This window comes from Vibrio sp. CCB-PB317 (assembly GCF_022808245.1).
Classification (GTDB): Bacteria; Pseudomonadota; Gammaproteobacteria; order Enterobacterales; family Vibrionaceae; genus Vibrio; species Vibrio diabolicus.
In genome coordinates this window covers 1137887-1164608 of the sequence record NZ_JALGNU010000001.1, presented here as the reverse complement: position 1 = coordinate 1164608, position 26722 = coordinate 1137887, and the positions used below count along the sequence as shown (strand labels likewise).

General features: G+C 44.2%; 21 protein-coding genes, 6 tRNA genes and 1 other RNA gene. 13 read left to right on the top strand and 15 right to left on the bottom strand.

The genetic code is table 11. The features are described 5' to 3' along the window. Window positions 1–148: 148 nt before the first annotated feature. From MTR11_RS05490 to MTR11_RS05475, 4 genes are all read right to left on the bottom strand, one after another. Entirely contained in the window at window positions 149–883 is a 735-nt protein-coding gene (locus tag MTR11_RS05490) for an RNA methyltransferase (protein WP_109168575.1), read from the bottom strand. A gap of 208 nt (window positions 884–1091) precedes the next feature. After that, window positions 1092–1188, bottom strand: an RNA gene (gene ffs, locus MTR11_RS05485) — signal recognition particle sRNA small type. 138 nt (window positions 1189–1326) lie between these two features. Continuing rightward, window positions 1327–3330 carry a GGDEF domain-containing protein gene (locus tag MTR11_RS05480; RefSeq protein ID WP_243327106.1) on the bottom strand — a complete coding sequence of 668 codons (2004 nt, stop codon included), beginning with the start codon at window positions 3328–3330 and terminating at the stop codon, window positions 1327–1329. Between the two features lie 152 nt (window positions 3331–3482). After that, window positions 3483–4226, bottom strand: a complete 744-nt coding sequence (locus MTR11_RS05475) for a hypothetical protein (RefSeq protein WP_046874702.1) — start codon at window positions 4224–4226, stop codon at window positions 3483–3485. Window positions 4227–4483: 257 nt separating this feature from the next. Between MTR11_RS05475 and MTR11_RS05470 the strand changes: the two genes are divergently transcribed. Beyond that, window positions 4484–4786, top strand: a complete 303-nt coding sequence (locus MTR11_RS05470; RefSeq protein ID WP_005390592.1) for a DNA base-flipping protein — start codon at window positions 4484–4486, stop codon at window positions 4784–4786. Between the two features lie 30 nt (window positions 4787–4816). Here MTR11_RS05470 and MTR11_RS05465 read toward each other — a convergent pair whose 3' ends face one another. After that, complete coding sequence (locus tag MTR11_RS05465) at window positions 4817–5251, bottom strand: YbaY family lipoprotein (protein WP_012842007.1); 435 nt, start codon at window positions 5249–5251, stop codon at window positions 4817–4819. 240 nt (window positions 5252–5491) lie between these two features. Here MTR11_RS05465 and tesB point away from each other — a divergent pair, with 240 nt between their 5' ends. Then, window positions 5492–6352, top strand: coding sequence for an acyl-CoA thioesterase II (gene tesB, locus MTR11_RS05460; RefSeq protein WP_005390581.1), 861 nt, complete (start codon window positions 5492–5494; stop codon window positions 6350–6352). 64 nt (window positions 6353–6416) lie between these two features. On the opposite strand, the gene MTR11_RS05455 is transcribed toward tesB, so the two are convergent. Both MTR11_RS05455 and MTR11_RS05450 read right to left on the bottom strand, forming a co-directional pair. Beyond that, the gene (locus tag MTR11_RS05455; protein WP_243327105.1) at window positions 6417–9458 is read right to left on the bottom strand and encodes a cadherin repeat domain-containing protein; all 3042 of its coding nucleotides are present in this window, start codon (window positions 9456–9458) and stop codon (window positions 6417–6419) included. Between the two features lie 461 nt (window positions 9459–9919). After that, the gene (locus MTR11_RS05450; RefSeq protein ID WP_005390577.1) at window positions 9920–10384 is read right to left on the bottom strand and encodes an Lrp/AsnC family transcriptional regulator; all 465 of its coding nucleotides are present in this window, start codon (window positions 10382–10384) and stop codon (window positions 9920–9922) included. Window positions 10385–10522: 138 nt separating this feature from the next. Here MTR11_RS05450 and MTR11_RS05445 point away from each other — a divergent pair, with 138 nt between their 5' ends. After that, a complete protein-coding gene (locus tag MTR11_RS05445) occupies window positions 10523–11617 on the top strand; it encodes a PLP-dependent cysteine synthase family protein (RefSeq protein ID WP_005390576.1) in 1095 nt (364 codons plus the stop codon). A gap of 64 nt (window positions 11618–11681) precedes the next feature. Here the strand turns inward: MTR11_RS05445 and MTR11_RS05440 are convergent, their stop codons facing one another. Continuing rightward, complete coding sequence (locus tag MTR11_RS05440; protein WP_005390574.1) at window positions 11682–11999, bottom strand: DUF1244 domain-containing protein; 318 nt, start codon at window positions 11997–11999, stop codon at window positions 11682–11684. 213 nt (window positions 12000–12212) lie between these two features. Between MTR11_RS05440 and MTR11_RS05435 the strand changes: the two genes are divergently transcribed. Further along, window positions 12213–12788: a porin family protein gene (locus MTR11_RS05435; protein ID WP_243327104.1), complete on the top strand. Its 576-nt coding sequence runs from the start codon at window positions 12213–12215 to the stop codon at window positions 12786–12788. 73 nt (window positions 12789–12861) lie between these two features. On the opposite strand, the gene MTR11_RS05430 is transcribed toward MTR11_RS05435, so the two are convergent. From MTR11_RS05430 to MTR11_RS05420, 3 genes are all read right to left on the bottom strand, one after another. Beyond that, window positions 12862–13062, bottom strand: coding sequence for a type II secretion system protein (locus MTR11_RS05430; RefSeq protein WP_170902309.1), 201 nt, complete (start codon window positions 13060–13062; stop codon window positions 12862–12864). A 222-nt stretch (window positions 13063–13284) separates the two neighbouring features. Beyond that, the gene (vmeF, locus tag MTR11_RS05425; RefSeq protein ID WP_046874696.1) at window positions 13285–16398 is read right to left on the bottom strand and encodes a multidrug efflux RND transporter permease subunit VmeF; all 3114 of its coding nucleotides are present in this window, start codon (window positions 16396–16398) and stop codon (window positions 13285–13287) included. Next, a complete protein-coding gene (locus tag MTR11_RS05420; RefSeq protein WP_243327103.1) occupies window positions 16398–17507 on the bottom strand; it encodes an efflux RND transporter periplasmic adaptor subunit in 1110 nt (369 codons plus the stop codon). Before MTR11_RS05420 ends, vmeF begins: the two co-directional genes overlap by 1 nt. Before the next feature lie 284 nt (window positions 17508–17791). Between MTR11_RS05420 and MTR11_RS05415 the strand changes: the two genes are divergently transcribed. The 6 genes from MTR11_RS05415 (at window position 17792) to MTR11_RS05390 (ending at window position 18721) form a co-directional block, all read left to right on the top strand. Next, window positions 17792–17876, top strand: a tRNA-Tyr gene (locus tag MTR11_RS05415). Window positions 17877–17960: 84 nt separating this feature from the next. Continuing rightward, window positions 17961–18045, top strand: a tRNA-Tyr gene (locus MTR11_RS05410). A gap of 84 nt (window positions 18046–18129) precedes the next feature. Next, window positions 18130–18214: transfer RNA gene (locus MTR11_RS05405), tRNA-Tyr, on the top strand. Between the two features lie 84 nt (window positions 18215–18298). Then, window positions 18299–18383 (top strand) — tRNA-Tyr (locus MTR11_RS05400). 84 nt (window positions 18384–18467) lie between these two features. Beyond that, window positions 18468–18552, top strand: a tRNA-Tyr gene (locus tag MTR11_RS05395). Between the two features lie 84 nt (window positions 18553–18636). Then, a tRNA-Tyr gene (locus MTR11_RS05390) sits at window positions 18637–18721 on the top strand. 431 nt (window positions 18722–19152) lie between these two features. On the opposite strand, the gene MTR11_RS05385 is transcribed toward MTR11_RS05390, so the two are convergent. Continuing rightward, the gene (locus MTR11_RS05385; protein ID WP_046874203.1) at window positions 19153–20025 is read right to left on the bottom strand and encodes a Tim44 domain-containing protein; all 873 of its coding nucleotides are present in this window, start codon (window positions 20023–20025) and stop codon (window positions 19153–19155) included. A gap of 378 nt (window positions 20026–20403) precedes the next feature. Between MTR11_RS05385 and MTR11_RS05380 the strand changes: the two genes are divergently transcribed. The 3 genes from MTR11_RS05380 (at window position 20404) to MTR11_RS05370 (ending at window position 23934) form a co-directional block, all read left to right on the top strand. Beyond that, window positions 20404–20994 carry a TetR/AcrR family transcriptional regulator gene (locus tag MTR11_RS05380; protein WP_006743255.1) on the top strand — a complete coding sequence of 197 codons (591 nt, stop codon included), beginning with the start codon at window positions 20404–20406 and terminating at the stop codon, window positions 20992–20994. Window positions 20995–21007: 13 nt separating this feature from the next. Continuing rightward, window positions 21008–22882: an MFS transporter gene (locus MTR11_RS05375; RefSeq protein WP_046874204.1), complete on the top strand. Its 1875-nt coding sequence runs from the start codon at window positions 21008–21010 to the stop codon at window positions 22880–22882. 116 nt (window positions 22883–22998) lie between these two features. Continuing rightward, the gene (locus tag MTR11_RS05370; RefSeq protein ID WP_006743254.1) at window positions 22999–23934 is read left to right on the top strand and encodes a YeiH family protein; all 936 of its coding nucleotides are present in this window, start codon (window positions 22999–23001) and stop codon (window positions 23932–23934) included. Here the strand turns inward: MTR11_RS05370 and MTR11_RS05365 are convergent. The 3 genes from MTR11_RS05365 to menC form a co-directional block, all read right to left on the bottom strand. Then, window positions 23924–24112 (bottom strand): hypothetical protein, encoded by a 189-nt coding sequence (locus tag MTR11_RS05365; RefSeq protein ID WP_012842016.1) that lies wholly within the window; start codon window positions 24110–24112, stop codon window positions 23924–23926. The two genes, MTR11_RS05370 and MTR11_RS05365, sit on opposite strands and share 11 nt — an antisense overlap. A gap of 100 nt (window positions 24113–24212) precedes the next feature. Continuing rightward, window positions 24213–25640, bottom strand: coding sequence for an o-succinylbenzoate--CoA ligase (gene menE, locus MTR11_RS05360; protein ID WP_243327102.1), 1428 nt, complete (start codon window positions 25638–25640; stop codon window positions 24213–24215). Next, window positions 25625–26614 (bottom strand): o-succinylbenzoate synthase, encoded by a 990-nt coding sequence (gene menC, locus MTR11_RS05355; RefSeq protein WP_005390552.1) that lies wholly within the window; start codon window positions 26612–26614, stop codon window positions 25625–25627. The genes menE and menC overlap by 16 nt, the downstream gene beginning before the upstream one ends. Between the last annotated feature and the right edge of the window lie 108 nt (window positions 26615–26722).

Below are 26722 nucleotides of genomic sequence, written 5' to 3'. Positions count from 1 at the left end.
GCCTATTGATCTGAATCAAAATTAAGTCATCATCGGCATTCACTGTTGTTTAATTGAGTACAACTTGCAAATGGGCTCATTTTTAACAGGTGGTAAATACAACAAAGCCAGTCAAATTGACTGGCTTCATTATTGGCGCATAGTTACATTAACAATGATGTCGACGCATATTGTCTAAAATAATACCGGTTGCCATTGCGACATTCAGCGACTCAGCACCACCAAATGCCGGAATCGTGATCTTATTTGTCACGAGCTTCGCAGCTTCTTCACGTACGCCGTGGGACTCGCTGCCCATCAACAAAATACCTTCAGCAGCGAATTCCGTTTTATGAACGCTCTCACCTTCCAGAAACGCGCCATAAACTGGCAAATTGGCTTCTTCTAAGTAACTTGGCAAATCAACCAGACTCACTTGTACGCGGCCAAAACTGCCCATGGTCGCGCTGATCGTCTTAGGGTTATACGGATCAGCACAATCTGTACTCGCAATAATGTGCTTGATGCCATACCAGTCTGCGACACGAATAATCGTTCCTAGATTACCTGGGTCAGATACACCATCTAGCGCAATCATCAAGCCTTTTGCTTGAGGCACTTTTACACTCGGGATTTCAACCACTGCAATGGCCGCGTTATTGCTCACGAGAGTGCTCGCTTTGGTCAGGTCGTCAAGCGATGCTTCAATGCAATCAAAACTACTTAGCGTACTAGCGTTTTGTTCGAGAAATGCCTCGGTTGCGAAGACATGCTTCACCTTTAATGAACTGCTTGCCAGCTCTAAAACGTTCTTTTCACCCTGAACTAGGAATAAGCCATGCGCTTTACGCTGTTTCTTTTGACCTAAAGCACGAAGCAGTTTTAATTGGTTTTTTGAAATCATTAAAGTATCCCAGGTGAAAATGGTTATTCGGCGAATGTACTCTAAACAATCTTCACGACAGTTCGGTATCAAGCGCGTGAGATTATAAATTATACCTAAATAACCTCAAGAAACTTGATTCATCAGAAGACTTTGAAGAGCAAACGCAGTAAAAGAGGGTTCAAAAACGAAAAAAGCCCTGCGATATACGCAGGGCTTTTAAAGGGTGGGACCCCAGCCACATCCCGGCACACAAGTCACCCGCTGCGGCTGCTTCCTTCCGGACCTGACCGAGTTCACGAGCTATTGTTGCGAGAGGACCAGAGCCCCATAATTCTTTTCGAGAGGACTTGGCCTCAATCGATGGGGCGATTATTCAGTATCAGCCCTCATAATGCAAGAGCAAAAGCCTTGAATTTCGTCATTTCCTTACCGTTTGGACAAAACTCGATCAATTCATTCCTCTATGATTGAGCCACGTAACGATGCGAAGAAGGATAGCGGCGTGTTGACTGCTTACTTGAATACATATCTTCATCAGCTAAATGCATGGCTTGCTCTAAGCTCATGTGCTGTTCTCTTTTTGCAGAGACACCGATAGAGATACCCACAGACTCTAACTCACTACACAGTTTGCCTTTTACATCAATTCTGCTGAGCTCTTTCATTGCCCTATTTAATTCTGCTTGAGTCGGATAGCCCAACAGTATGAACTCATCTCCCCCTATCCGGTAACTTTTTCCTGACCATACATAATGAATTTTTAGCGCCAATAATTGCAACACCTCATCACCAGCACGGTGACCGTACGTATCATTGATTCGTTTGAAGTGGTTAATATCCAAGTAAAGTATGGATAGCTCTTTGTTTACGCCTTTTCGATGTTTTACTTGCAACGCGCGGCGATTTCTTAACCCCGTTAAATTGTCGGTATTCGATTGACGGTAAAGATAGAGCGAAACGCAAATCGCAAACAACAATACAAAGACAAACACAGCCTGCGTTTGCGTCGCCAGCCGAACCTCATATTCAAGCGCGGTACGCCAATCTGGGCGCAGGTCGTACTGGGCAATGATCTTATCAACTTCCAACATCGCTATCGCTCGACTGAAAAAAGGAGCAAGCATGGCACCTTTCTCGTTCGCCACCAATCCAACAGAAAGTTGTGACTGGTAAAACTCGCCAATCGCCGTGTCCTGCTCTATCGGAACCAACTCGCTCAGACGTAAAAAGTGGTTGAGCATCGCGGTATCCATCGGAATGTAATCAACCTCTTCATTCAATAAACCCTGAATGAGTTCTTGTTGGGTACGATAACGTTTCAGCTCTTTTAGCGGTAAAAGTTGTGTCATCATTTGGTCGAAAAAGTCGTCCTCAACCACACCAATCCGCTCAGAGATCAACTGTGACACATGAGAGTAAGTGTTCGGCTTGTAACCTAAACGCTTGACCATAACGGATGCTGGTGAGTAATGGGGCTTGGGAAAGTAACTAAACTCATGCCGCTCGCGACTGACCGTTAACGGCGCTAAAATTTCGAAATTCCCCTGCATAAACTCATGATACATGGAACCCCAACTTTCATTTGGCTCACTAATGATCACGCAGTTTAATGCCAAGATCTCACAGCTTCTCAGGACGACATCTGCCGTCATCCCTTCGATACTGCCGTCTTCGTTGTAAACAACATATGGAAAGATAGATTCGAGCTTGATCCGTATAGGCTCACTAAAATCGAGAGGTAATAAGCGAATAGATTCTCGCAATGCCGCTCGCCTTAGTTCAAATTGATACTGGGAGATCTCTTCACGAAGTTGCTTTTGCACTCCTTCCCCATGAATAAACGTAGCGAACGTATCCAACTCTTCGAGATGATGATCTTTTTTACTGATGATCGATACTGGCTTTATCGAAATCTGATCATTTAACATCTTAGCGTCAAAGCCCTCCAGCAGCATCGGCTTAAGCTGATTGATGGCATCGACTACGCCTTCAACAACGCCTGATCTCAGTAACGTTACCGCTTGCTCATGACCTTGATAAGAGACCTGTTTTAGCTCCGGGTAGTATTGTTTAAGTAATTCGGCATAAACCGTATCTTTAGGGACGCCAACTCGTGAAATGTCACTCAACGTCGAGTCTTTTAATCCAAAAAGGTAGGTATATTCGATATTAGTTGGACGGGAGTAACTAAAGCGTTGAGCACGCTCTTCTGTGTAAGTGATATTCGCAGCAAAGTCCGCTTCCCCATTCGCGACGGAATTTAGAATGGCATCAAAGCTGGAATAGTTCACATATTGAACGGTAAAGCCGAACTCTTTCGATGCAGCATTAAAAAGAACACGAGTGACGACATCATCCGCTTCTGTCGCAACTTTATAATGAGCAATTAAAGGTGATTCAGCTTTTACATTCAAACTCAGTAGGCAACAAGTAAAAAGCAACAGTGTTCGAGCAAAGGTAGTCATGACAAACTTATCTTAAATCAACCACTTATATTGTGGTTATTATTATTGGAAGTTTAGTAAATATGAAATGAAGAACATATACTAATCTTCATTTTGTTCCACAACCAATTCGATAGTCTGCCGCACGTGTCACTTTTTACCTGACGAAATACTCATAATTCTGCCTGTTCATCGCTGCTACGTAAGATATAGTCCGTCATCCAAGCCGTTCCTAACAAACAGATCCAAACAACAAAAACAGGGTTTGGTACATCTGTAGTCGGACTTACCACTAAGGCAGCAAAGCCAACGGTCGGTAATGTCCAGCACAATAGTTTACTCCAACGAATGGAGTGTTTAAGCTTCGCGAGGGTTTCCATTGAAGCCAGCATTCCTGTCACGCTCAATGCCACAAGAACGGCATATGGCAAGCCAGCAATCCATAATGGGAACAACAACAGCATCGGCCACCAGCTGTGCTTATTGGATGGGGTCCAATGTACAGCAGACCACCACATCGCCATGACCGCGACAGTTTGAACCACTGTAACCCAAGCGGATCCATCCAGCTTCCCACCTTGTTGCGTGACCATAATACCGACTTGTAGAGTAAGTACGATTAGGCCTGCGGTGAGCAGGACGCCCAACGAACTTCTACGAGAGAACACTACCATTAAAAGTGGGAAAAGGATCAAAATACCAATCGATAGCGCGATTGGCTGCATTGAGAGCGTAGCGCCAAAAGCCATCATTGCGCCCAGCAACACCAAACCTGCAAACCCGCCTTGTGGCAAGATCCACAACGCCGGGATCATGAGTGCAAGAACGGGAATATCTCCCTCGCTCAAACTCATCGCTCGAACGCACACCACTGCGAGTAAAGTCGTAATGAAAAATTGAAGTGTCGATAAAATCATAGCGCCTCCTGGCTTCCCCACCTACTTGGTAACTCAACGGCAAAAACTGGGATTAAAAGTCGTTGAGAGGGTCTAGATTCAAGCTTAGCTTGTGTTTGTTTTATGCTTTTTAACGCTCATTAACATACGGCACGACTGAAGAGAAAATATGATCAACAAAAGTCAATCGCGGGCAATATAAACGTTAAGAACCGTTAGCAATATACAAGTCCGATGGTTTACCATTCCTTAGTAATCCACAATAGACACTTTTGAGTATGGACCAATTTTTAGCGCAAATCTTTGCTGTAATTCACCAAATTCCAAAAGGAAAAGTCTCCACCTACGGGGAAATCGCAAAAATGGCAGGTTACCCGGGCTACGCAAGACATGTTGGTAAGGCGCTTGGTAATTTGCCAGAGGACAGTAAACTCCCGTGGTTTAGAGTGATAAATAGTCAAGGAAAAATATCCTTAAAAGGCAGTAATTTAGAACGACAAACAAAGAAATTAGAAGCCGAAGGAATTGAAGTATCTGAGATTGGAAAAATTTCGCTAAGAAAATACAAATGGCAGCCTTAGGCTGCCATTTTTTGTTCGCTGAGTTTGATATTAACGCGTACCAACTAGACGAATATCCAACTGGTGAGTTTGTGCTTCATCTGTGATTACACCGTTATGCGTATCGCTGATAAAACGCAATTTACCATCCACTTCAATACGCGCACGGACGCTGTAACGATGGTTTGGTTTGATTTCATTGTTATCGTAGTTCAGCTCAAAAGAAAGAGGAACTTGTTTGCCTTCCGTTTCGAATGTCTGCTTTGCTAGTACTTTTGCTGGCGCGTCAGCCAAAGACACATCTTCTAACGCGACGGTAACCACTGCGTTTGGCGGCAGAGCAATACGCTCACGGTAAGCCACTGTACCTGTAATCGTCTTCATTGACGCCTCTGCAGATTCCATTTCTGTATTTTGAGAAGTTTGGCAACCCACTAACGCAGCCCCAAAGAGTAAAGAAGTAACAAGCAGTAGTGTTTTTTTCATATCTTCCTCGAAAAGAGTATTAAACCGGAGCAATTATAGGTGTGGAATATAAAACTGTCTGCTTCCTGTCGGTTTATTTGACAATAGTTTGACTGAGTTAGAATTTATCAAACAATTGATTTTGTTTCATAATCGGAACAATACTATTTCTAAGTTACTCAATAGTTCTTAACTATTGCACTTCACAAGAGTGAGACTGTTGAGGTAAGTTGGAGTGAAAGACAACGGTGAGGAGACACAATGAGTAAACCATTACGAGAATTGCTCAGCCTACTACAACTCGAAAAATTAGAAGAAGGCTTGTTTCGTGGCCAAAGTGAAAACCTAGGTTTGCCTCAAGTGTATGGCGGCCAAGTGATTGGGCAAGCGCTTTCTGCTGCGCGCTACACCGTTGAAGAAACACGCGCGGTGCACTCCTTCCATAGCTATTTTTTGTACCCTGGTGATCCAGAAAAGCCCATCATTTATGATGTAGAAAACCTAAGGGATGGCCGTAGCTTCAGCACCAGACGCGTTAAGGCGATTCAAAATGGACGCCCTATTTTCTACCTAACGGCGTCTTACCATGGCGATCAACCTGGGTTTGATCATCAAAAGGAAATGCCAGACATTCCTGGCCCAGAAAACTTCGCCTCTGAGAGTGAGCTTGCTAGCCATATAGCCGAATTCCTGCCAGAGCGACTACGCAAAACATTTTGTGGTGAAAAGCCAATTGAAACCCGTCCTGTTACGGTCATCAACCCTCTAAAACCCAAAAAAGCAGAGCCTAAACAGTATCTTTGGATTCGTGCCAATGGTGAAATGCCAGAGAACCTGCTTATACATCAGTACCTGTTGGCCTATGCATCAGATTGGGGATTCCTCGTGACAGCAATGCACCCACATGAAGTGTCATTAATGACGCCAAACTTCCAAGTTGCAACCATTGACCATTCAATCTGGTTCCACCGTCCGTTCAAAATGGATGAATGGCTGTTGTACGCGATAGAAAGCCCAACAGCGAGTAATACTCGTGGGTTAGTGCGTGGCGAAATCTATAACCAGCAAGGTCATTTAGTGGCAACCGCAGTGCAAGAAGGTGTAATGCGCTATACCAAGTAACCGCTAAATCTTAAACGACAAAAGGAGTGCTCAGCACTCCTTTTTTGTGGGTATCAAACGATAATTAATTTGGTTGATACTTCATAGTAATGACCGACCATTCGTAAAGTGATTTCGGGTAGCCGTATTCGCTTTTCCCGTAAACGACATTTGGGTCAGCATAGAATCCACCTTTATCCGTTGCTAAAAATTCACGCACCCCACGACGGTAAGTAATGATTGGTGCTGCCGACTCATACTCTATGTCTTCCAAATTAGAATCATCAATCACTAAGAACCGAGTCATACGGATAGTGCTACCGCTGGTGCAATACCCTGGATCATCATAACCAATTGCATTAAAAGGCTTAAGGTCATCAGCAAATAGCTCTGATGTACATCCATCGAATCGAGCAACATGCACCCACGCTGCCTTTTCTTGTCTTCGGTCATCGCTACCAACTGGCTTAAACATAAATAGCACAACCTTACCTTTACCGTGTTTTTGCAACTCGTCATCCGTCGGTTCACGTACCGAACGCGAACCCAAGATACCAAATTCACTCTCTTCTAAATTGGCAAACTGTGGGGCACTAAGCGTGCTCACAATAACGGTTTGTTCGCTATTAAGTTGTGTGTATTTATCTGCAACACCCGACTCTGCCAAATCGACACTAACCGTGACTTTTGTTCTTGGTAACGCTTTGTAATCTCGCGATTCACTCTCAGAGATATCTAGAGCAATAGAATGGTATTGAGAGTAATTGGTTAGCGTCAACTCTGCATTCGCATTGTCTAACATGGCAAGATCTTTGCTCACAGTATCGCCAAATGAGTAAGTGCGAGTACCGACCGTTCTACCGAAATCTAAGTCAATTGCCTTGAAAGGCGTAAACTCAACGGTTTGAAGTTTCGTGGTAAGACCGGGATGATCCGCTTTATTAATGGTGCCGTTAACTAATACGGTTTTAGTTGTATAGTTACGTGCAGTTAGCGTCACTTCTAATTGGTACTCGCCTGCGTGCAAAATCTTCAAACGCCCCGTTTCAGAAGAGACTAACTCAACCACAGGATCTTTTTGGTTAATAAGACGATAGCTGGCTTTCGCCTCTCCTCCACTCATCACTGGTGAGATAATAGTACCCGCTGAAAAGTCTACCGTTGGATAAGCAATCGATACAGGGTTTGTGCCCTGTTTGATCGTGACAGAGAAACTGCTTTCACCCGGAGTAAATTTATCGTCCCCTGCATCCGATATAACAACTCTTGTGCTGCCAGCATTGAGGATGCGCATCTCGCCCGTTTTGCTGTCTAGGGAAACCACATCCGTTGCTGCATTTTCTGAAAATCGATACGAAACTTCGCCAACCGTACCAGAGATGGTCGGTTTTTGAACATAAGGCTGGTTGGTTTTCCAAGTCTCTTCCACTTCGGATTGCACATCAATCCGACTCGGCGCACTCAGAATATTAACGTACACTTTCTGATCTGGACCCGCAGTATAATTCGCGCTCTCCTGTCTGCGAACTGTTAACGTCGCTTTACCCGCTTTGTAAACATAGGCACGTCCATCTGCAGTAACCTCTATAACATCTGTAGCAGTGTTATCAACGAGTTCTACATGATCGTTACTTGTACTTAAACCAAAGTCACGACGAAGATCAAAGCTATAGTCTTTGCTATACACCATTTCATAATCTTGTGTCACCATGGCTTGTCCCGCAGCTTTCGCTACTTTGATGACTACATTAAACTGAATTGGTTGATATAAATCCCCACCATCATCTTCAAACTTAAGACGATATTCACCAGCCGTCTCTACTTCTAACTTGCCATCGGTCATTCTTAAACCGTCCGGTAAACTACCGACTAGGCTTACGTTGCCTTTTTGTCCTGAAAATGCCAAAGGAATTGAGAGGCTAGGCTGATAAATAAGCGACATTTCAATGTCGTTCATCACTGGATGAGGCGCGCGATTAACTTCAACATTGAAGCGAGCTTTACTTGCAGGATAATTACGCATTTCATGCTCGTAGATTTCAACTTCAGCCGTACCTACACCTTTGATCAGCAGTGCTTCACTGCTCATAGACTTAGCGATAACATCTGTGCCGCTAATAATTCGCAGTGAATAGTCGCCGCGAGCATTCGTCACCTTAGGGAAAATTCGGCCACCTTCCTCATAAGTTTTCACAACATCCGCTACGCTGATTGTTTCGCGTTGACCTTGTTTTACATCCACAACAAATTGCGCCGTTTGCTGCTTATCTAAAAAGGCATCGCTGTAAGTTGCTGTCGCTTCAACGGTTAACTGCCCAACATTATGAACAAGGAGCACACCTGACTCAGGGTTGAGTAACTCGGCAACTTTGTTGTCTGGTTCGCTGCGAATGATTTTGTATGTGATGCTTTGCGTTTGAGCTTTATCTAAACGTGCAGGTTCTAATGTCAGCCCTTCTCTATATTCGTCTTCCAGCAAGGCGAATTGAAGTTGCCCGGATGCTACTCCATGAAGCTTCACCGTCGCGCGAACTTGCTTCGGCAGATAAAGCTCGTTACCTGAGTCAGTAATCAGTACCGACGCCTGACCAATTGAGCCTAATGAATATACCGAACCGTTCTGATCAACCCGAATCAAGTTATGACCACTTTCTACTTCATAACTCAATTCACCTTTTTGGCCACGAACGGTCAGCGCTTTCCCTTCAGATTCGATTGCATTGAAGTTTAGATCACTAACCGAAAGGTCTGTGTTAATACCTCGTTCCACAGTGATAGAAAATCGTGCTTCAGAGGATTCATAAGCAGAACTGTTATCCGTAGCCAGAATTGTTGCCGTTCCTGGACGCAAGATTTGTAGCATTCCAGAGTCATTAATTTTCACAACATTTAGCGGATTAGAGTCAATAACTTGATAAGACACCGAACCATGTACATTGCTCAATTTTGCCTCTGTAACGGTTCCCACGCCCTCAAACTTCAATACCGTGTCTTCAGCTTTTAACTGTGGACGGCTCTGCTTTGTTATCGTAGTTGGTGTCTTTGTATTGTTTGTTTTAGAGTCACCTCCACCACCACAACCAGCGAGTAACGCCGCGAGAAAAAGCAAATAATATTTTCTGTTCATTTTTAGAAACACTTTGTCACAAATAAGTGCTAGCGATAATAATACGATGTTTTATTAATCACTATATCCATTTTTGAGTACTTTATTACTTAAGTATTTGCTACTGTATTACGCATAAAAATAAATGTTCAGAAGTGGTGACTAAAATACACAAAACAACACAAAGCAAACGTTTAAATTAAACCAATTAATTAATTTAGTAAGAATGAATATTCAACAAAAATAAAACACGAAAAATAAAGAGAAAAAATTGCGTTATTTTTTCGTGCGTTTTGCTGTATTAGCGCTTGATGGAGGATAAAAAACAAACAGTTAATGCGGAAATAGAAGAGAGAATAAATATCGTTTATATTTATTCCAACCCAGTAAAAAGTAACCTAGTTAGAATAACCCTGCTACCTGTTAACATTTAAAATGCTAACAGATAGAGTAACCATTAAATAAAATTCGTATAAAGCTATTTAGTTGAGAAGTGGTAACTCAGTCGTATATTTAATGGATTCCATAGCAAATGTTGAAGTCACATTAGACAGTCCCTTTACACTATTAACTAAGCGCTTATAAAACTCGTCAAAACACTTCATATCTTTGACTAGCACTTTCATCATGTAGTCATACTCGCCGGCCATACGATAAAACTCCATCACCTCAGGGAAATCACTCACTGTTGTGACAAAGTGGTGATACCAATCTTCGGAGTGATCGATGGTTTTTAGCTGAACAAAAGCGATAAAAGACAGGTCGAGTTTTTCTGCACTCAGTAACGCCACGCGCTTTTCGATGTAGCCTTCTTCTTCCAACCTTTTCAAACGCTTCCAACATGGCGTCGTTGTCAGATTTACCTGCTCTGCTAACTCATTTAATGACAAGGTGCTGTCGGTTTGTAACAACGCAAGCAGCTGCTTATCGACCCGATCCAAACTCATCCTATAAAACCCACGAAGTGTAGAAAACTTTTCTATCAAAATAGTCATTACCGGCAACTATAGCAAAGTTTTTCTCTCGTATTATAGGTAAATTATTCCCATCTAATGCTTATCTATCGATTTCCAAGGAGAGACGCCATGTGTACTGACCACAACTGGATCAACAATGCAGTGCGTAAAATTGAAGCAGACTTTCAACGTTCTGCTGATACTCATTTATTTAAACTTGAACTGCCTTCTCTTGATGGTATCGATATCTACCTAAAAGATGAGAGCACGCATCCAACAGGCTCTCTGAAACACCGATTGGCACGCTCGTTGTTTCTTTATGCGATTTGTAACGGATGGATTGGTCCTGAAACCACAGTGATTGAAGCGTCCTCAGGCAGCACTGCCGTTTCAGAAGCGTATTTTGCTCGCTTGCTTGGCTTACCGTTCATTGCTGTTATGCCGAAAACCACCGCACGTAAAAAGATTGAACAAATTGAGTTTTACGGTGGTAAAGCGCATCTTGTAGAGCGCTCAGATCAGATTTATGACGAGTCTCGACGCTTGGCTCAAGAGTTAAATGGTCACTACATGGATCAGTTTACTTATGCTGAACGTGCGACTGACTGGCGCGGCAACAACAACATTGCGAACTCTATCTTTAGCCAAATGGAACTAGAAGATCACCCAATTCCTAATTGGGTAGTAATGAGCCCAGGAACTGGTGGTACATCCGCAACCATTGGCCGTTTTATTCGTTACCAAAAATACGACACCAAACTTTGTGTCGTAGACCCTGAAAACTCGGTGTTTTACGACGCTTTCCAGTCAGGTAATCACTCATTAAAAGGTGAGACCGGCAGCAAAATTGAAGGCATTGGTCGACCACGTGTCGAGCCAAGCTTTATTGCAGGTGTCATTGATGAAATGCGCAAAATTCCAGACGCTGCCAGTGTGGCAACTGCACATTGGGTTTCTCAACTCATTGGGCGTAAAGTCGGTGCATCAACGGGGACGAACCTCTACGGTGTGCTTCAGCTGGCCTGCGAAATGAAACAACGCGGTGAAACAGGCTCTATCGTGACACTTTTATGTGACTCTGGTGAGCGTTACTTAGATACGTATTACGACTTAGCATGGGTAAAAGAGAACATCGGTGATATTCAACCTTACCTCGCGCAACTTGAAGTCATTCAAGCGAAAGGCTGTGTCGAACCTGCATGTTGCGGTCCAATTACCGCTTAATATGTAAATTCGAATGTAAAAAAACAGCCCGCTGATGTGCGGGCTGTTTTTTTGGAAATGAGTATTACTTTTTCTGACGCGCTTCAAACGCCGCCAATTGTTCTGGCGTTGCCGCTGGCTGATGATTTTGTTTCCATTCATCGTAAGTCATGCCGTAAACACGTTCGCGAGCGTCATCAATATCTAAATCCACACCGAGATTTTCCGCTTCAGCTTTGTACCATTTGCTAAAGCAGTTGCGACAGAAGCCCGCAAGGATCATGAGGTCGATGTTCTGCACGTCTTTATTCGCGTCTAAATGCGCCAATAAACGACGAAATGTCGCCGCGTCTAACTTATCTTGTTCTTCTTGAGTCAGATTTTTATATTTGAATTCAGCCACTTTCCTTTCCTTCTCTCTTATTTGATTGACGTTAGTCACCATACTGAATAGTAAGTTTTCCAGTCTAGGAAGTCTGCTTTAGCGCAACAATTCCCAGTCTAAATGACTACCTTTGCGCAAAAGCTGATATGATAAACGCCATCTATCTTATTGATTAAATTAATATTAACACAACTCATTACAACGGTCTTTTACAAAGGTTATCGTCAAGTTATGAAAAACGCCATTCTATTATTGTCTGCCTTGACCATCAGTGTGCCGACTTTTGCTGCTCAAGAACAAACTCATCAATCTTATTTTTATCTGGGTACTGGTAACGTCGGTTTTGATACACCCTATTTTGGCTCAGACAGAGACAATGAGTGGTCCACACCACATATCACTGTTGGTTGGGGCTATCATGTCAATCAATACCTTGCGTTTGAAGGTATGCTTCGCTATTCCCAAAACGAACTTAAGAACGACACACTGAAAACAGATTTGGATTTGCACTATTACCAAGCGGGTATGTCAGCAGTATTGACCAGTGATAACCTTGGCGATACGCCACTTTCTTTGTTTGGCCGCGTGACCGCGTTAGGGACTCAGGCAGAAATGTACGTTCCAAACCAACAAAAAGTCACCGATGATTCTGGAGCACTATTCAATATCGGTGCTGGTGTCCATTGGGATATGAGCAAAGACATCTGGTTGCGCGCAGAGTACATCTATAATGTCGCAGATATGGGCTTTGAAGATTTTTACGACAGCTACGAAGGTGTGCAAGTTAGCTTAGGGAAACGCTTCTAACATTAGATAGCACCAAGTTACCAGAATTGAAATACAAACAAGCCGAGGTTTTTACCTCGGCTTGTTTTACAATCTACGGTGTGTCGGAGAACTTTTCTGTTGTCTCTTGATTCACATGGCTACTTGGTTGCCCGGCATCGAGAGAGTGTAAAATGCCATCTTGACGATCTTTTAGTGCATTCGTTAACGTCGGAAGTGCAGTGGTCGCTAACAACGCCATAACACCCGCAACTAAAACCATTTCTACCATGTAACTACCACGTACTTTTTTCAAGAGAACACCTCAAATAATAATAGGTATATGCTGCTTTCCCGGCATGACACCTAACAAGACCCGACATTCAGTCAATACGATGAGCGAGTCCTGTGCCCCTCGAAGAAGTGGCGAAATAATAAACAAAAATAATCATTAGATCTATAAGTAATCACGCTCAATATAAAAAAACACCGAACAACTTTTGTTCGATGTTTTCAATCAAAGCTTTACGTACAGCGGCTAAGGATGAGCAATACGGCCTTTTGTATCGTGGCTGAGTGCTTTGTTCAATTCTGCTTCTACATGACCTGGCGCCTGTGTTTTCGCCGAAATCAATCGGTACATAGCCGGGATGACAAACAAGGTCACCAATGTCGCAAATCCCATCCCGAAAAAGATCACGGTACCCACGGCAATACGGCTCTCATAACCTGCCCCTGTCGATACAATCAACGGGATAGCACCAGCAAGCGTGGTAAATGCTGTCATCAAGATCGGGCGTAGACGTCGCGCAGCTGCATCAATAACCGCTTTTTCGAATTCAACACCGCGGTCTCGCAACTGGTTGGCAAACTCAACAATCAAAATGCCGTTTTTCGTCACCATGCCGATCAACATGATCATGCCAATCTGGCTGTAAATGTTCATGCCTTGCCCCATCACAACCAAGCCAAGGAAGCCACCAAATACGCCCATCGGCACCGTAAACATCACCACTAACGGGTTCACGAAGCTTTCAAACTGAGCCGCTAACACGAGATACGCCACAAGCAATGCCAACGCAAACACGACAGCAACACTCGCCTGGTTCTCTTTAAAGTCTTTTGACTCGCCAGAATAACTCACCGAGATGTCACCTGGTAAGTTGTCTATCGCTTGTTGATCAAGGTAATTCAGCGCGTCTCCTAATGTGTAGCCTTCTGACAGATTAGCCGTAATAGTGATGGATTTCTGTTTGTTGTAGTGAGATAGACGAATAGAAGCTGCCACTTCTTCAATTTTAGTGACCGCGTCTAACGTCACTAACTGCCCACTATTGGTTCGCAGATAAATCTGGCTTAAATCCGCAGCATTATTAAAGCTGTTTTCATCACCACGAAGATACACATCATACTCTTCGCCACGCTCAACATAAGTCGTCTCACTTTTACCACCAAGCATGATTTCTAGCGTATCAGAGATGTCTTTGACACTGACCCCTAGTTCTGCGGCACGCTGTCTGTCGACCGTAACCAATAGCTCTGGCGTTTTCTCTGAGTAATCGATCTCAGCGCCTTCCATCATTGGCGATTCTTCTGCTTTGTTTTTCAACATTTCAGCCCAGACGAGAAGTTCATCGTAATCAGAGCCACCTAATACAAACTGAACAGGCTCACTCGAACCACCTTGGAAACCAGGCATGAATGGGAACACTCTAACATCAGGTATGCCAGCCAGTGCGCCACGCACTTTGTTAAGCGCTTCCTGAGCTGTTACATCTCGCTCGTTCCAGTCTTCTAGAATCATGATAACAAAGCCGGTTTGATCGCCTGCCTGTCCACCAAATGCAGGCGTTTGGATACTAAACGACTTCAGATACCCTTGCCCGAGTAATGGCATCAATCGGTCTTCAACAATGTCCATATTGGCTGACATACGATTGTATGACGTGGCATCAGCCCCGCGCACAAACGCAAACATCACGCCGCGATCTTCTTGAGGGGTCAACTGGGCTGGCACTTGGTTCATCAAGAAGTAACTGCCGCCCAAACACGCCAGAATCACCAGCGGTGCAGCCCAACGCATTTTCAATGCGCCTTTCAATAATGAGCGGTAACCACTCTCCAGTTTACTAAATAGGCGATCGACCACTTGATTAAATCGATTTGGTTTTACATTCGCCTTCAAAATCTGACTACCCAATACAGGAGTTAATGTTAGGGCGATCAAAGACGAGAAAATCACAGACATCGCCAACAAGACAGAAAACTCAGTAAATAGCAGACCTACCATGCCATCCATAAAAGAAATCGGCAGGAATACCATCACCAGCACTAGCGTTGTCGCGATAACGGCAAAACCTACTTCCCGCGTGCCTTTATAGGCCGCAAGCAAAGGTGATTCACCACGTTCTATATGGTGGAAGATGTTTTCAACAACCACAATCGCGTCATCCACTACCAATCCGATAGACAGGATCAACGCCATCAAGGTGATTAAATTGATAGAAAAGCCAAAGTAATAAGCGGCAATGAATGAGGAAATCAGCGATACAGGAACCGTAACAGCTGGGATCAAGGTTGCACGAGCTTGACCAATGAAGATGTACAACACCAAAATAACCAAACCGCCCGTAATAAATAGCGTGCTATATACCTCTTCTATCGAGCGCTCGATAAACACCGTCGCATCGTAGTCGATAGCAAGCCGCGTTCCTTCCGGCAAGAACTTCTGGATGTTATCAACTTCAGCTCGAACTAATTTTGCTACTTCTAACGGGTTCGCATCAGACTGAGGAACAACCCCCAAACTAACATTGACAACGCCATCGCTTTTAAAGGTCGAGTTTTCGTTTTCTGCACCGATAAAAACATCAGCGACATCTTTCAAATAGATAGGCGTGTTGTCGCTTGCCCTTTTAATCACGAGGTACTGAAAATCTTCCGGCGTGTTATAGCTACGCGCTGTCCGTACCGACATGACTGTCGAGTCATTACGAACTTCACCACCCGGACTTTCTAAGTTTTCACTTCGCAGTGCCGATGTAATGTCCGAAGCCGTGACTGATCGCCCCGCCATCAGCTCTGGCTTAAGCTTCACGTACATCACCTTGTACAAACCACCAGAGAGATCAATGGAGCTCACCCCTGAGATCAAGCTAAAGCGATCCATCAGTACACGTTCTGCATAATCCGTCAATTGAGTGCGGTCCATCTCTGCAGAGCTGAGGTTAATATAGAGGGAGGCCTGACCTGAACCGTTATTCTTGTAGACAATTGGATCGTCCGCTTCATCAGGTAGTGAACGTTGAGCGCGAGCCACCGCGTCGCGAACATCACTAACACCCGTATTGAGATCGTAACCTAGCTCAAAAGTGATCGTGATACGCGAACTGCTGTTTCGCGTCGTCGAACTGATCTCATCGATTCCGCTGATACCTGAAAGCTGATCTTCTAATACAGAAGTAATTTGACTCTCGATAATCGTCGCGGAAGCGCCCTCGTAACGCGTACTAATGGAAACGACCGGACTTTCAATGTCCGGCATTTCTCGCACCGCTAGTTTCGTAAAGGATACAAAGCCAAATACACACAGCAGCATACTCAATACCAACGCTGCGACTGGGCGTTTTACAGAAACGTCAGAAAGTAACATTAGTTTGCTTCCTTAGCCGCTTCGTCTTGCGTGCTTTGAACACCTTGATTACCAGTTGCGCTAGCTGTTTCTGACTTTCCTGGTGCGACAATTTCCTTAACTTCAACACCATCTCGCATATTAACGATGCCCTGTACAACAATTTTGTCGCCAACTTCAACGCCTGATTCAATAACGACTTCGTTATCGACACGAGCACCGAGAATGACTTCTTGTCGAGTCGCTTTATTGTTGCCATCGATGACGTATACGTAACGCTTGGTGCCAGAGTATTCTAGTGCTTGAACCGGGATAATTGGCGCTTCAATCGCAGGGAAGGCCAATGATGCATTCATTAACATGCCCGGCTTTAAGCGGTTTTCAGGGTTCTCAAACTCAATACGTACACGCAGGTTCAGCGTTTCTGAGCTAATCCGCGTATCAATGCCTGTGACTTGACCAGTAAACGTCTGTTCACCCCATGCACTGGTTTTGGCAATGACTTCCATACCAATAGAAAGCATCGATAAATAGCGCTCCGGTACTTGTAGATCCAGCTCCATGACGGAAAGGTCATCCAAGGTCAACAGCTCTGTACCCGCGCTAACCATTTTACCGCGACTAAAATCGATGAAACCAACAGTGCCAGAGAATGGAGCCGTAATATGAAGATCGGCCAAATTTGCTTGAGCGGCGTCCAGCCTTGCTTGTGCAATTTCAACGCTTGCTTTTTGTGCGTCGATCTCAGTTTGGGTGATAGCATTTCGCTTAACCAAACGTTGAAACTCTTTTAGCTTACGTTGTTCATCTTTAAGGTACGCCTTTGCCTCAATCAAAGCGGCTTGAGCCTTATCATCATCCAACTTGATTAACAGCTGACCTTGTTGGACATTTTGATTCGCTTTAACAGCGATTTGATTCACTTTGCCGGCGACTTCCGATGCAACAACCACAGACTCCGCCGCTTCTAATTTACCGATAAGCGATAAGGATTGATTGATCTCGTGCGTTTCTACTTGCTCAGTTACGACGGTAACTGCTGAGCCTCGCATAGCTGCGAAAGCTGATGGAGAACTCATTAATATAGAAAGCGTTAAAACAGATAACGATAACGTGGCTTTCATGCTCATGATATTGACTTCTAAACGAATAAACTTATGTCATTAAACTGCTTACATTTTATCAGTAGATACGTGGTTTAACGTCAAGTAGTGTAAATTCAAGTAAAAAGAGCGTTTCTCTTCTGTTCAAAGGACACACAAAACGCTGACTTTCTACCATCTTTGCCCAAAAAGACAGCATTCAACGTAAAAACGCAAGAAAAACGCTTTACAGCCTGAGCGAGTTTGCTATGATTCGCTCCGCACTTGGGAGATGAGTTGGGAAAACATCTTGCTAAGTATAAAAATCCTCTGGAGGGGTTCCCGAGTGGCCAAAGGGAGCAGACTGTAAATCTGCCGGCACTGCCTTCGATGGTTCGAATCCGTCCCCCTCCACCATATTCTTTCTTGTGTTTTTCCTTTAAACATAAGAACAACTTGGAAGTTAGGTTGGGAAACTATCTTTTAAGTATAAAACACCCTGGAGGGGTTCCCGAGTGGCCAAAGGGAGCAGACTGTAAATCTGCCGGCACTGCCTTCGATGGTTCGAATCCGTCCCCCTCCACCATATTCTTTCTTGTGTTTTTCCTTTAAACATAAGAACAACTTGGAAGTTAGGTTGGGAAACTATCTTTTAAGTATAAAACACCCTGGAGGGGTTCCCGAGTGGCCAAAGGGAGCAGACTGTAAATCTGCCGGCACTGCCTTCGATGGTTCGAATCCGTCCCCCTCCACCATATTCTTTCTTGTGTTTTTCCTTTAAACATAAGAACAACTTGGAAGTTAGGTTGGGAAACTATCTTTTAAGTATAAAACACCCTGGAGGGGTTCCCGAGTGGCCAAAGGGAGCAGACTGTAAATCTGCCGGCACTGCCTTCGATGGTTCGAATCCGTCCCCCTCCACCATATTCTTTCTTGTGTTTTTCCTTTAAACATAAGAACAACTTGGAAGTTAGGTTGGGAAACTATCTTTTAAGTATAAAACACCCTGGAGGGGTTCCCGAGTGGCCAAAGGGAGCAGACTGTAAATCTGCCGGCACTGCCTTCGATGGTTCGAATCCGTCCCCCTCCACCATATTCTTTCTTGTGTTTTTCCTTTAAACATAAGAACAACTTGGAAGTTAGGTTGGGAAACTATCTTTTAAGTATAAAACACCCTGGAGGGGTTCCCGAGTGGCCAAAGGGAGCAGACTGTAAATCTGCCGGCACTGCCTTCGATGGTTCGAATCCGTCCCCCTCCACCATATTGAAAAAGCCAGCTCATTGAGCTGGCTTTTTTCGTTTCGGACTCTTGATAAAGTAAAGTAACAAGCCCTTCCTTATTTAACCCAACTTCTTCGCTATTCTACCTCTGTTTGGATCCTACTTTAACAACTGGGCCGAAGCGAATCTCCGATGGCCAAAGTTCGGATCTGGTCGTTGTAATACAAACAATGAACTAGCACTTTGTCCTTGTTTTATCGCAATGACCATAATGTGAATGCTAAAAACATTCAGTAAAACACTTGAGGACTGACTAGCAAAAAGATATTCGGCAGAGTTAAGCGCGAGCCATGATGAAGTCTCCATCTGGCAGGTTTTATAAAAACACCTTTCGTAAATACAAACGACAGATACAAAAAATCCCGCAGGGGGGGCGGGATTTTTATTAGTGACTAAATTGGTTTAAAGGTGACTAGCCTTGAATACCAACGATTAACCATGGTGCATTAGGCACAGTCAGGTCACGCTCTAGGTGCCAGATATCTTCGATTTCTTCTTCAACACCTTCTACTGTGTCACGGTAACGACCGCTAAACTGCAGGCTAAGCTGTGCTTTATTTGCATCGTAATCGGCACGGACGATCTCTGCATCAACGTACATTACATCAGTATGCTGCTCACCGTCGAGCTTCGCGCGCTCTGCTTTCAGATCTTCAAACAAGCTTGGAGAAACATATTCTTCAATGGTTTCCAGTTGATTGTGATTCCACGCTCCTTGCAGGATTCGGTAGTGTTCACGAGAGCCGTTAATGAACGCTGCTTGGTCAAAGCCCGGTGGGTAGTTATGTGGTACGTCCGTTTGAGCGCCGAAACCACCAAAGCCACCATTATTTGTGTTTGGCTGTTGCTCAAAGTTTTGCATGTTTGGTTGCTCAAACTTAGATGCGTTACCACCAAATGCAGGTTGCTGGCGATGCTGGTTCATACTGCCTTGCTTCGCACCTAGCATACCGCGCATTAATTTAAAGATGACAAAGGCAATCAAACCAATAATTAAGATATCCATAAACTGGATACCTTCAAAAGCACCGCCAAAGAATGCAGCAAGTAGACCACCAGCAAGAAGTCCGCCTAGCAGACCACCCATTAAGCCTTTTTTACTTGAAGACTTCGCCGTCTGATCTTTGCCGACCGTATTGGTGTTTTGTTGCTGTTGTTTTGGTGCTGGCGCTGTTTTGTAGCTCTTACCGAAAGACTTACTGCCACCAAACTTCTTCGCTTCCGCGATAGGCGTTACAGCAACGGTAAACATCAACAGAGCAACAATAGAAAATAAACGTTTCATCGTTATCCTTAAAGTTAGCTATCTAAGATTGTGCTCTATCAGACGAAACAACGATTGTTTCAAACAGTAGCACGCCAAAGATGATTGTTACGTCATCATACTCTGTATGCCTGTTGATGAAAACAGCTTACAGAAGCTGACATGTATCAGAATATTGCCAAAGATACAGACTGCTCTCGGTTAACTTCGAGATATTTGGTTCGTTTAGAAATGCTGGGAATGAACTCGCTACTACTCGGGGATGTTTTACTTGAATTAGAATCAGTGACACAGCTCAGAATCCTGGACCTTGACGTCACTTGAGTATATTGCCTTGTTGACGGTTAATAGGTAGCTGACTATCATATTGAACGATGTTCAATAAAGCAGTTTGAGAGTATGGCGCGCAGAAACGATCACACCAGAGAAGAGTTAGTGAATTTGACTTTAACAACAGTCAAAAACTTTTTAGATGAGAATTCTTACCACGAACTCAGTCTTCGTAAAATCGCTAACATGATTGGTTACGTGCCAAGCACATTAGTCAACATTTTTGGCAACTATAACCTGTTACTTTTACACGTAGTCGCGCAAACTTTAGACGAACTCTCCCAAGAAGCACTGAAGGCGACCAATAGCAGTAAAGACGCTCATCAAGCTCTATTTGAGCTGGCTTATTGCTACCACGATTTCGCTCAAAAGCACCCTTACCGTTGGCAGTTAGTGTTCGAGCACAACATGAATGGTGCAGAACTTCCAGAATGGCATGCCAAACGTATCGACGGGATGACAGGAATGCTGGAGTCACTATTGGCTCAAATCGCACCACATCGTACCGAGTCCGAAGTGATTCAAGCAAGTCGAGTGCTTTGGTCTGGCGTACACGGTATTACTTTACTCAGTGTTGATGATAAATTTTTCTCTAGTGAACCAATTGATGGTAAAGAATTAATCAGTAACCTGCTTTCTAACTACCTCACAAACTGGTAACAAAGGATTATCCATGTCGTCCGACAGACAGCCGTCCTTACTTACACAAAGAAAGTTCCTACCCTATTTCATTACTCAGTTTTTTGGCGCTTTCAACGACAATATTTTTAAAAACGTTTTGCTGCTGTTTGTCGCCTTCGCGGGATCCAGCGCACTACCTATTTCGAGCAACTTGTTCATCAATTTAGCGGCTGGCTTGTTCATTCTACCGTTCTTTCTATTCTCCGCTTCAGCTGGCGTATTAGCCGATAAATATGAAAAATCATGGTTTATTCGCAAGGTAAAGCTGTTTGAAATCGCCATCATGCTTTTGGGCGCCATTGGTTTTATAACCGAAAGTTATGGTGTGCTTTTGCTGCTACTGTTCTTAATGGGCACACAGTCAGCATTCTTTGGACCGGTTAAATATGCCCTTTTGCCCCAAAAATTAAACGCAAAAGAGTTAGTGCCAGGCAACGCCCTTGTTGAAGCTGGTACCTTTATCGCCATCCTTATTGGTACCCTAGGTGCTGGAATTATCGCCTCAGCAGACAACGCAAAATACCTTGCCGCATTTTGTGTCGTACTCTTTGCATTATTGGGATATTTGTCGAGCCGCTCAATACCCTTTGCAGCCGCCAGCGCACCTAATCTTTCTTTTCGTTGGCAACCGTACAAACAAACTAAACACACGCTATCCATCGCAAAATCAGATCGTGTTGTTTTTCAATGTATTATGGCGATAAGCTGGTTTTGGTTTTTAGGCGCCGCCTATCTAACCCAGTTCCCGAATTTCACCAAGATTTACTTAAATGGCACCGAGAGTGCGGTGTCTTTCTTGCTAGCTCTGTTTTCCATTGGTATCGCGCTGGGGTCGCTACTTTGCAATTGGATCTCAAATCATCGTATCGAAGTCGGTATTGTGCCTATTGGCGCACTTGGCATTACGGTATTTGGGTACTTGATGGCAACCTCCATTCCAAGTGACCTACCTATCTTCCATAACTTTGTAGACTTCTTTAGATATGAGCCTTTTTGGCCATTATTTTTCTATCTATTGATGATTGGCGCCTCTGGCGGGCTGTTTATCGTACCGCTTTACGCATTAATGCAACATAGAGCAAAGGAAACCGAGCGCGCACAAGTCATCGCAGGGCTCAACATCTTTAACTCTCTGTTTATGGTCGGCAGTGCTGTCTTAGGTATTGTGTGCCTGAGTGTCATCAAGATGACAATTCCTCAGTTGTTTGCATTGTTAGCCATTTTGAATTTCTTGGTCGCTGCTTACATTTTTTTGCAAATACCGATATTCGTTGTCCGTTTTGTGGTTTGGATGCTAACTCACACTATTTATCGAGTGAAACATAAAAACCTACATAACTTGCCAGAACAAGGCGGTGCATTAATCGTATGTAATCACGTGAGCTATATGGACGCCTTGCTACTTAGCGCAGTATGCCCAAGGTTGATTCGTTTTGTGATGGAGGAAGATTACGCCAACCTACCTCCACTAAGACGCTTTTTACGCAGAACTGGGGTAATTCCAATTTCAGCGAGTAACAGAAACTCCATCAGGCGTGCATTTAATGATGTAGAAACCGCATTAAGCGAAGGACATATTGTCTGTATTTTCCCTGAGGGGAAATTAACCTCAGACGGTGAAATGAATGAATTCATGCGTGGCATTGATATTATTCTGCGTCGCAGCCCGGTACCTGTCATACCCGTGGCACTCAAAGGCTTATGGGGAAGCTATTTCAGCCGCGCGAAAGGCCGAGCATGTTGTGGCTTACCAACTCGATTTTGGTCAAAGCTAGAAATTGAAGCCGGACAGCCGGTTCCACCAAATGAAGCAACGGCAAAAACGATGTTCGATAGAGTGCATCAACTCAGAGGCGACTGGCGATAAAAATACATTTGAACACATGTTTAGAATAACTGAACATGTGTTCAAATCATTAAGACAAACTGACCACACTCAGTGCGATATACTCGCGCTTTCATTCACAACAGCGAATAAAAACCTTGAATAGAAACTACCTCTTGTTTGGATTGGCGTTACTCTTTTGCTTAACCCCTTTTGTCTCCTCTCCTATTGCCCTAGTTATTGGTTTTCTACTCGCAAGTTTTGGTTTTGTGCCTTCAGAACTGCCCATTGCTTCTTTTACTAAAAAGCTGTTGTCCTACTCGATTATTGGTTTAGGCTTTGGCATCAACTTTGAGCAAGCACTCTCTGTTACATCGGATGGTATCGGTCTGATTATCGCCACGATTACGGGCACACTGATCATAGGCACTATCATTGCCAGAATAATTAAGTTGGAGCGAGTAACCGCATACTTAATCTCGTCAGGTACAGCAATTTGTGGTGGTAGTGCAATTGCCGCGGTGGCACCAGCGATTAAAGCAAAAGACGAACAGATTGGATTAGCACTGGCAACGGTATTTGTCCTAAACTCCATCGCACTATTCGTGTTTCCTGTGGTTGGGCATGCTTTAGGGCTAGATCAACACACATTTGGTACATGGGCCGCGATTGCTATTCATGACACTTCTTCTGTTGTTGGGGCTGCCTCAGCGTACGGTGAAGAAGCACTAACTACAGCAACAACGTTAAAACTCGCACGAGCTTTGTGGATCATCCCTGTTGCACTGATCAGTGCCGTGATCTTTTCGAGAGACCAGAAAGAGAATGGAACGAAAAAGTTAGTTATTCCTTATTTCATTTTTTGGTACTGTGCAGCCATCGCGTTTAGCGACTTCTTCCCTCAATTTGAAATGGTCTATCACGGTATTTTCGTTGGAGCGAAACAAGCTTTGGTGGTGTGTCTGTTCCTGATTGGTTGCAGCATTTCAATTTCGAAGCTGAGGTCTGCTGGAGCTAAGCCACTGTTGTTTGGTGTAACTCTGTGGGTGTTAATTTCAACCACTTCTCTAAGTTGGTTATTGTTTAGATATTAGTGGTCTTCTCATCGTGTTGAGATGACGACGGCTCAAGTTTGCTGTTTTTGTATGTAACAACCAATGCGATAGCGATCAAAAAGGCCGTCAGCTCTGCAAGAGAGCGGGCGAGCCCTTCACTGCTTATTGCAATACCAATTTGTAGTGCTACCGCCGTAATTAATACTAGCTTTACCATCCTGAACTTTATGCCTTTTCTCTCTTCGAAGAAGCATAATTATGATTCAGAGTTATAAGGATACGAAATTCCCTTTCTGACTAATACATAGCAAAATTGACTAATGCTGAATTGATGGCAATAGCCACTCCTTCACTGCCTTCCGAGAAACCTTGATCCCACTTTCTAGTAGCACTTGTGGCATTAAATGGTATTCCACTGGCCATTTAAACTTCTCTAATTTGGGTTGCAAATGCAGGTCATATTCCGCTTTGCTGCGCAAATCATTGGTCTGAATCACAGCAACAGGGCGATGACCAAATTCCGCATCTTCGACTGGAACCACTATGCTCTGCACCACGCCATCAATTTGGTTCAATGCTGCCTCAATCTCTTCACAATGAATGTTCTCACCACCAGAGATAAATTGATTGTCGGCACGGCCGATGATCTTTAACTCGTCACCTTGCCACTCACCGAGATCCTTGCTATCGAACCAGCCTTTCTCATCCAGAAACGGAGTAACATGACCTTGATGAAAATACCCTGCCGCTAATGTTTTACCACCGACAAAAATGCGTTGGTCAACCAACTTTATCTTACGATGATTCAATACGTGTCCAGCATTACTGATACTGTCAATTCTCTTTGCGGTAACGGTAGAGGCTGCTTCCGTCATCCCATAACCTAACCACGCCTCAATCCCTCGTCCTGTTGCTCGCAACGCCAACTCGTGAGCAACGTGGCTGCCGCCCAATAGCACATGCGTCAATGACAAGTGAGCATCATCATCCAATAGCCGTTTGAGCTGCGTGGCAACCAAAGATGCGTGTGACACGCCCTGAATATCTTCGACAAGTTTTCCTGTACCGATTTTCAATGTCGCTCCGACATATAGCCAACGATATACAATCGCCAATCCAGAGACGTGATAAAGCGGAAGCGACAATAGCCAAGAATCTTGCTGAGTGAAAATGAACTCTTGCAACAAGCCTTCTGCGGATGCAAGGTGTTGTCGATGTGTATGAACCACAGCTTTAGGCTCCCCTGTAGAGCCAGAAGTAAATACTACTGAAGCGAGCCGGTCATGATGATAGCTATCTTCAGTCAACGAGTCACTCTCTTGCTGTGATACTACAGGCGGTGAAAGCAATGTTGCCTTGAGTTTTTGTATATCATGTTCAGAAAAGGTCGAAGCGCACTCCTGAGCAAACCAGATAAACCGAGTTTGTTCAGGTTTATAAAGGGTCGCAAGTTTACTCTGTAGCGTATCGAGTGGTTGTACCATGGTCAGCGCAGCAAGTGCGCCTAACTGCTTGGAAGCAAGATAAAACAGCAGAGTTTCGACTTGGTTTTTACCTACCAAAGTCAGCACATCTCCCCGCGTTACGCCCAAGTCATTCAAATAGTGAGCGTATTGGTCAATACGTACTGAGAGTTGTTGCCAGTTTAATGTTTCTGTTGGTGTCTTGAGTGCAATAGAAAAAGGGCTCGTTTGAGCCCAATATTTCCACGGTGCCTTCGCAACATTATCTATGCAGAATGCCACACAATCTCCTGATCTTTCAGAGGAAGAACGGGAAGTTCACACTTAGGCCAGCCTTGCTCTAACTGAGCTTTGAATAGGCCAATCGTATCCAAACCTGGAACTTCATCAGGCAGCTGCCATTGGGCAAAGCGCGCTAATTGCGTTAAACCGAGACTGGATTCAATGCTCGAGCTAATAACCGCTTTCATCCCCAGTGACTTCGCCTTCTCTATCAGTGTAATACAAAAATCGACCGAACCAATGAGTGTGGGTTTGATGATGATCGTTTTCACACCAGTTAGATCTTCAAGACGGAAATCCTCTCGACGAACCGCATCTTGCAACGTTTCATCCCAAGCAATCGCAATACCAGTATTGATAGCAAAAGAGAGACTATCGCCAGGAGAGCGGCACGGCTCTTCCAAAAAGGTAATGCGCTGACGCAGAGACGGAGTAATGTATTTAGCAAACTGTTGCGCTTTTTCTGGTGTCCAAGCGCGGTTTGCATCAAGTCGAAGCGTTAATTGAGGGATAGATTCAAGGAAAAGGTTCACAAGCATGCCATCGCGAATTGGCTCATAAAGCCCGACTTTTACTTTCGCGACTTTCTCGCCTTCCATTTCGTTCAGCTTTGGAATGAGCTCGTCTGGGTCACCAGTACACAGCGGCGCTGTTTGATACTTACCTTGTTGGGGTAAGCCACCAGCTAACTCTAACTGTGCCATCGATAAACCAAACGCGACCGATGGATACATGTTGGCGTAATCCACATCCAATCCTGCTACCCAACGCTCCGCTTGTTCTTGTAGCTGAATACCAGCATCTTCGGTGCTCTCTAAACTAAAACCAGGAAGAGGAGCGACTTCTCCAAGCCCTATTTGGTCACCTTCAGAAAGCGCGACAACATAACCAACACGTTCTGTTAGCTTATTGTCTCGCAGGATGACACCACTATCCATGGGCAAGCTATAACGATAAATTTTCGCTTCACGCATAATTCGAGTCCTATGTAATGCCGTATATTTGAGCGTTCTGGCGAGCAATCCCACCAGCCTCCCAGAGGGCGAGGCGCTCAGGAAAAATGGAACAGAGGAGCTGAAACA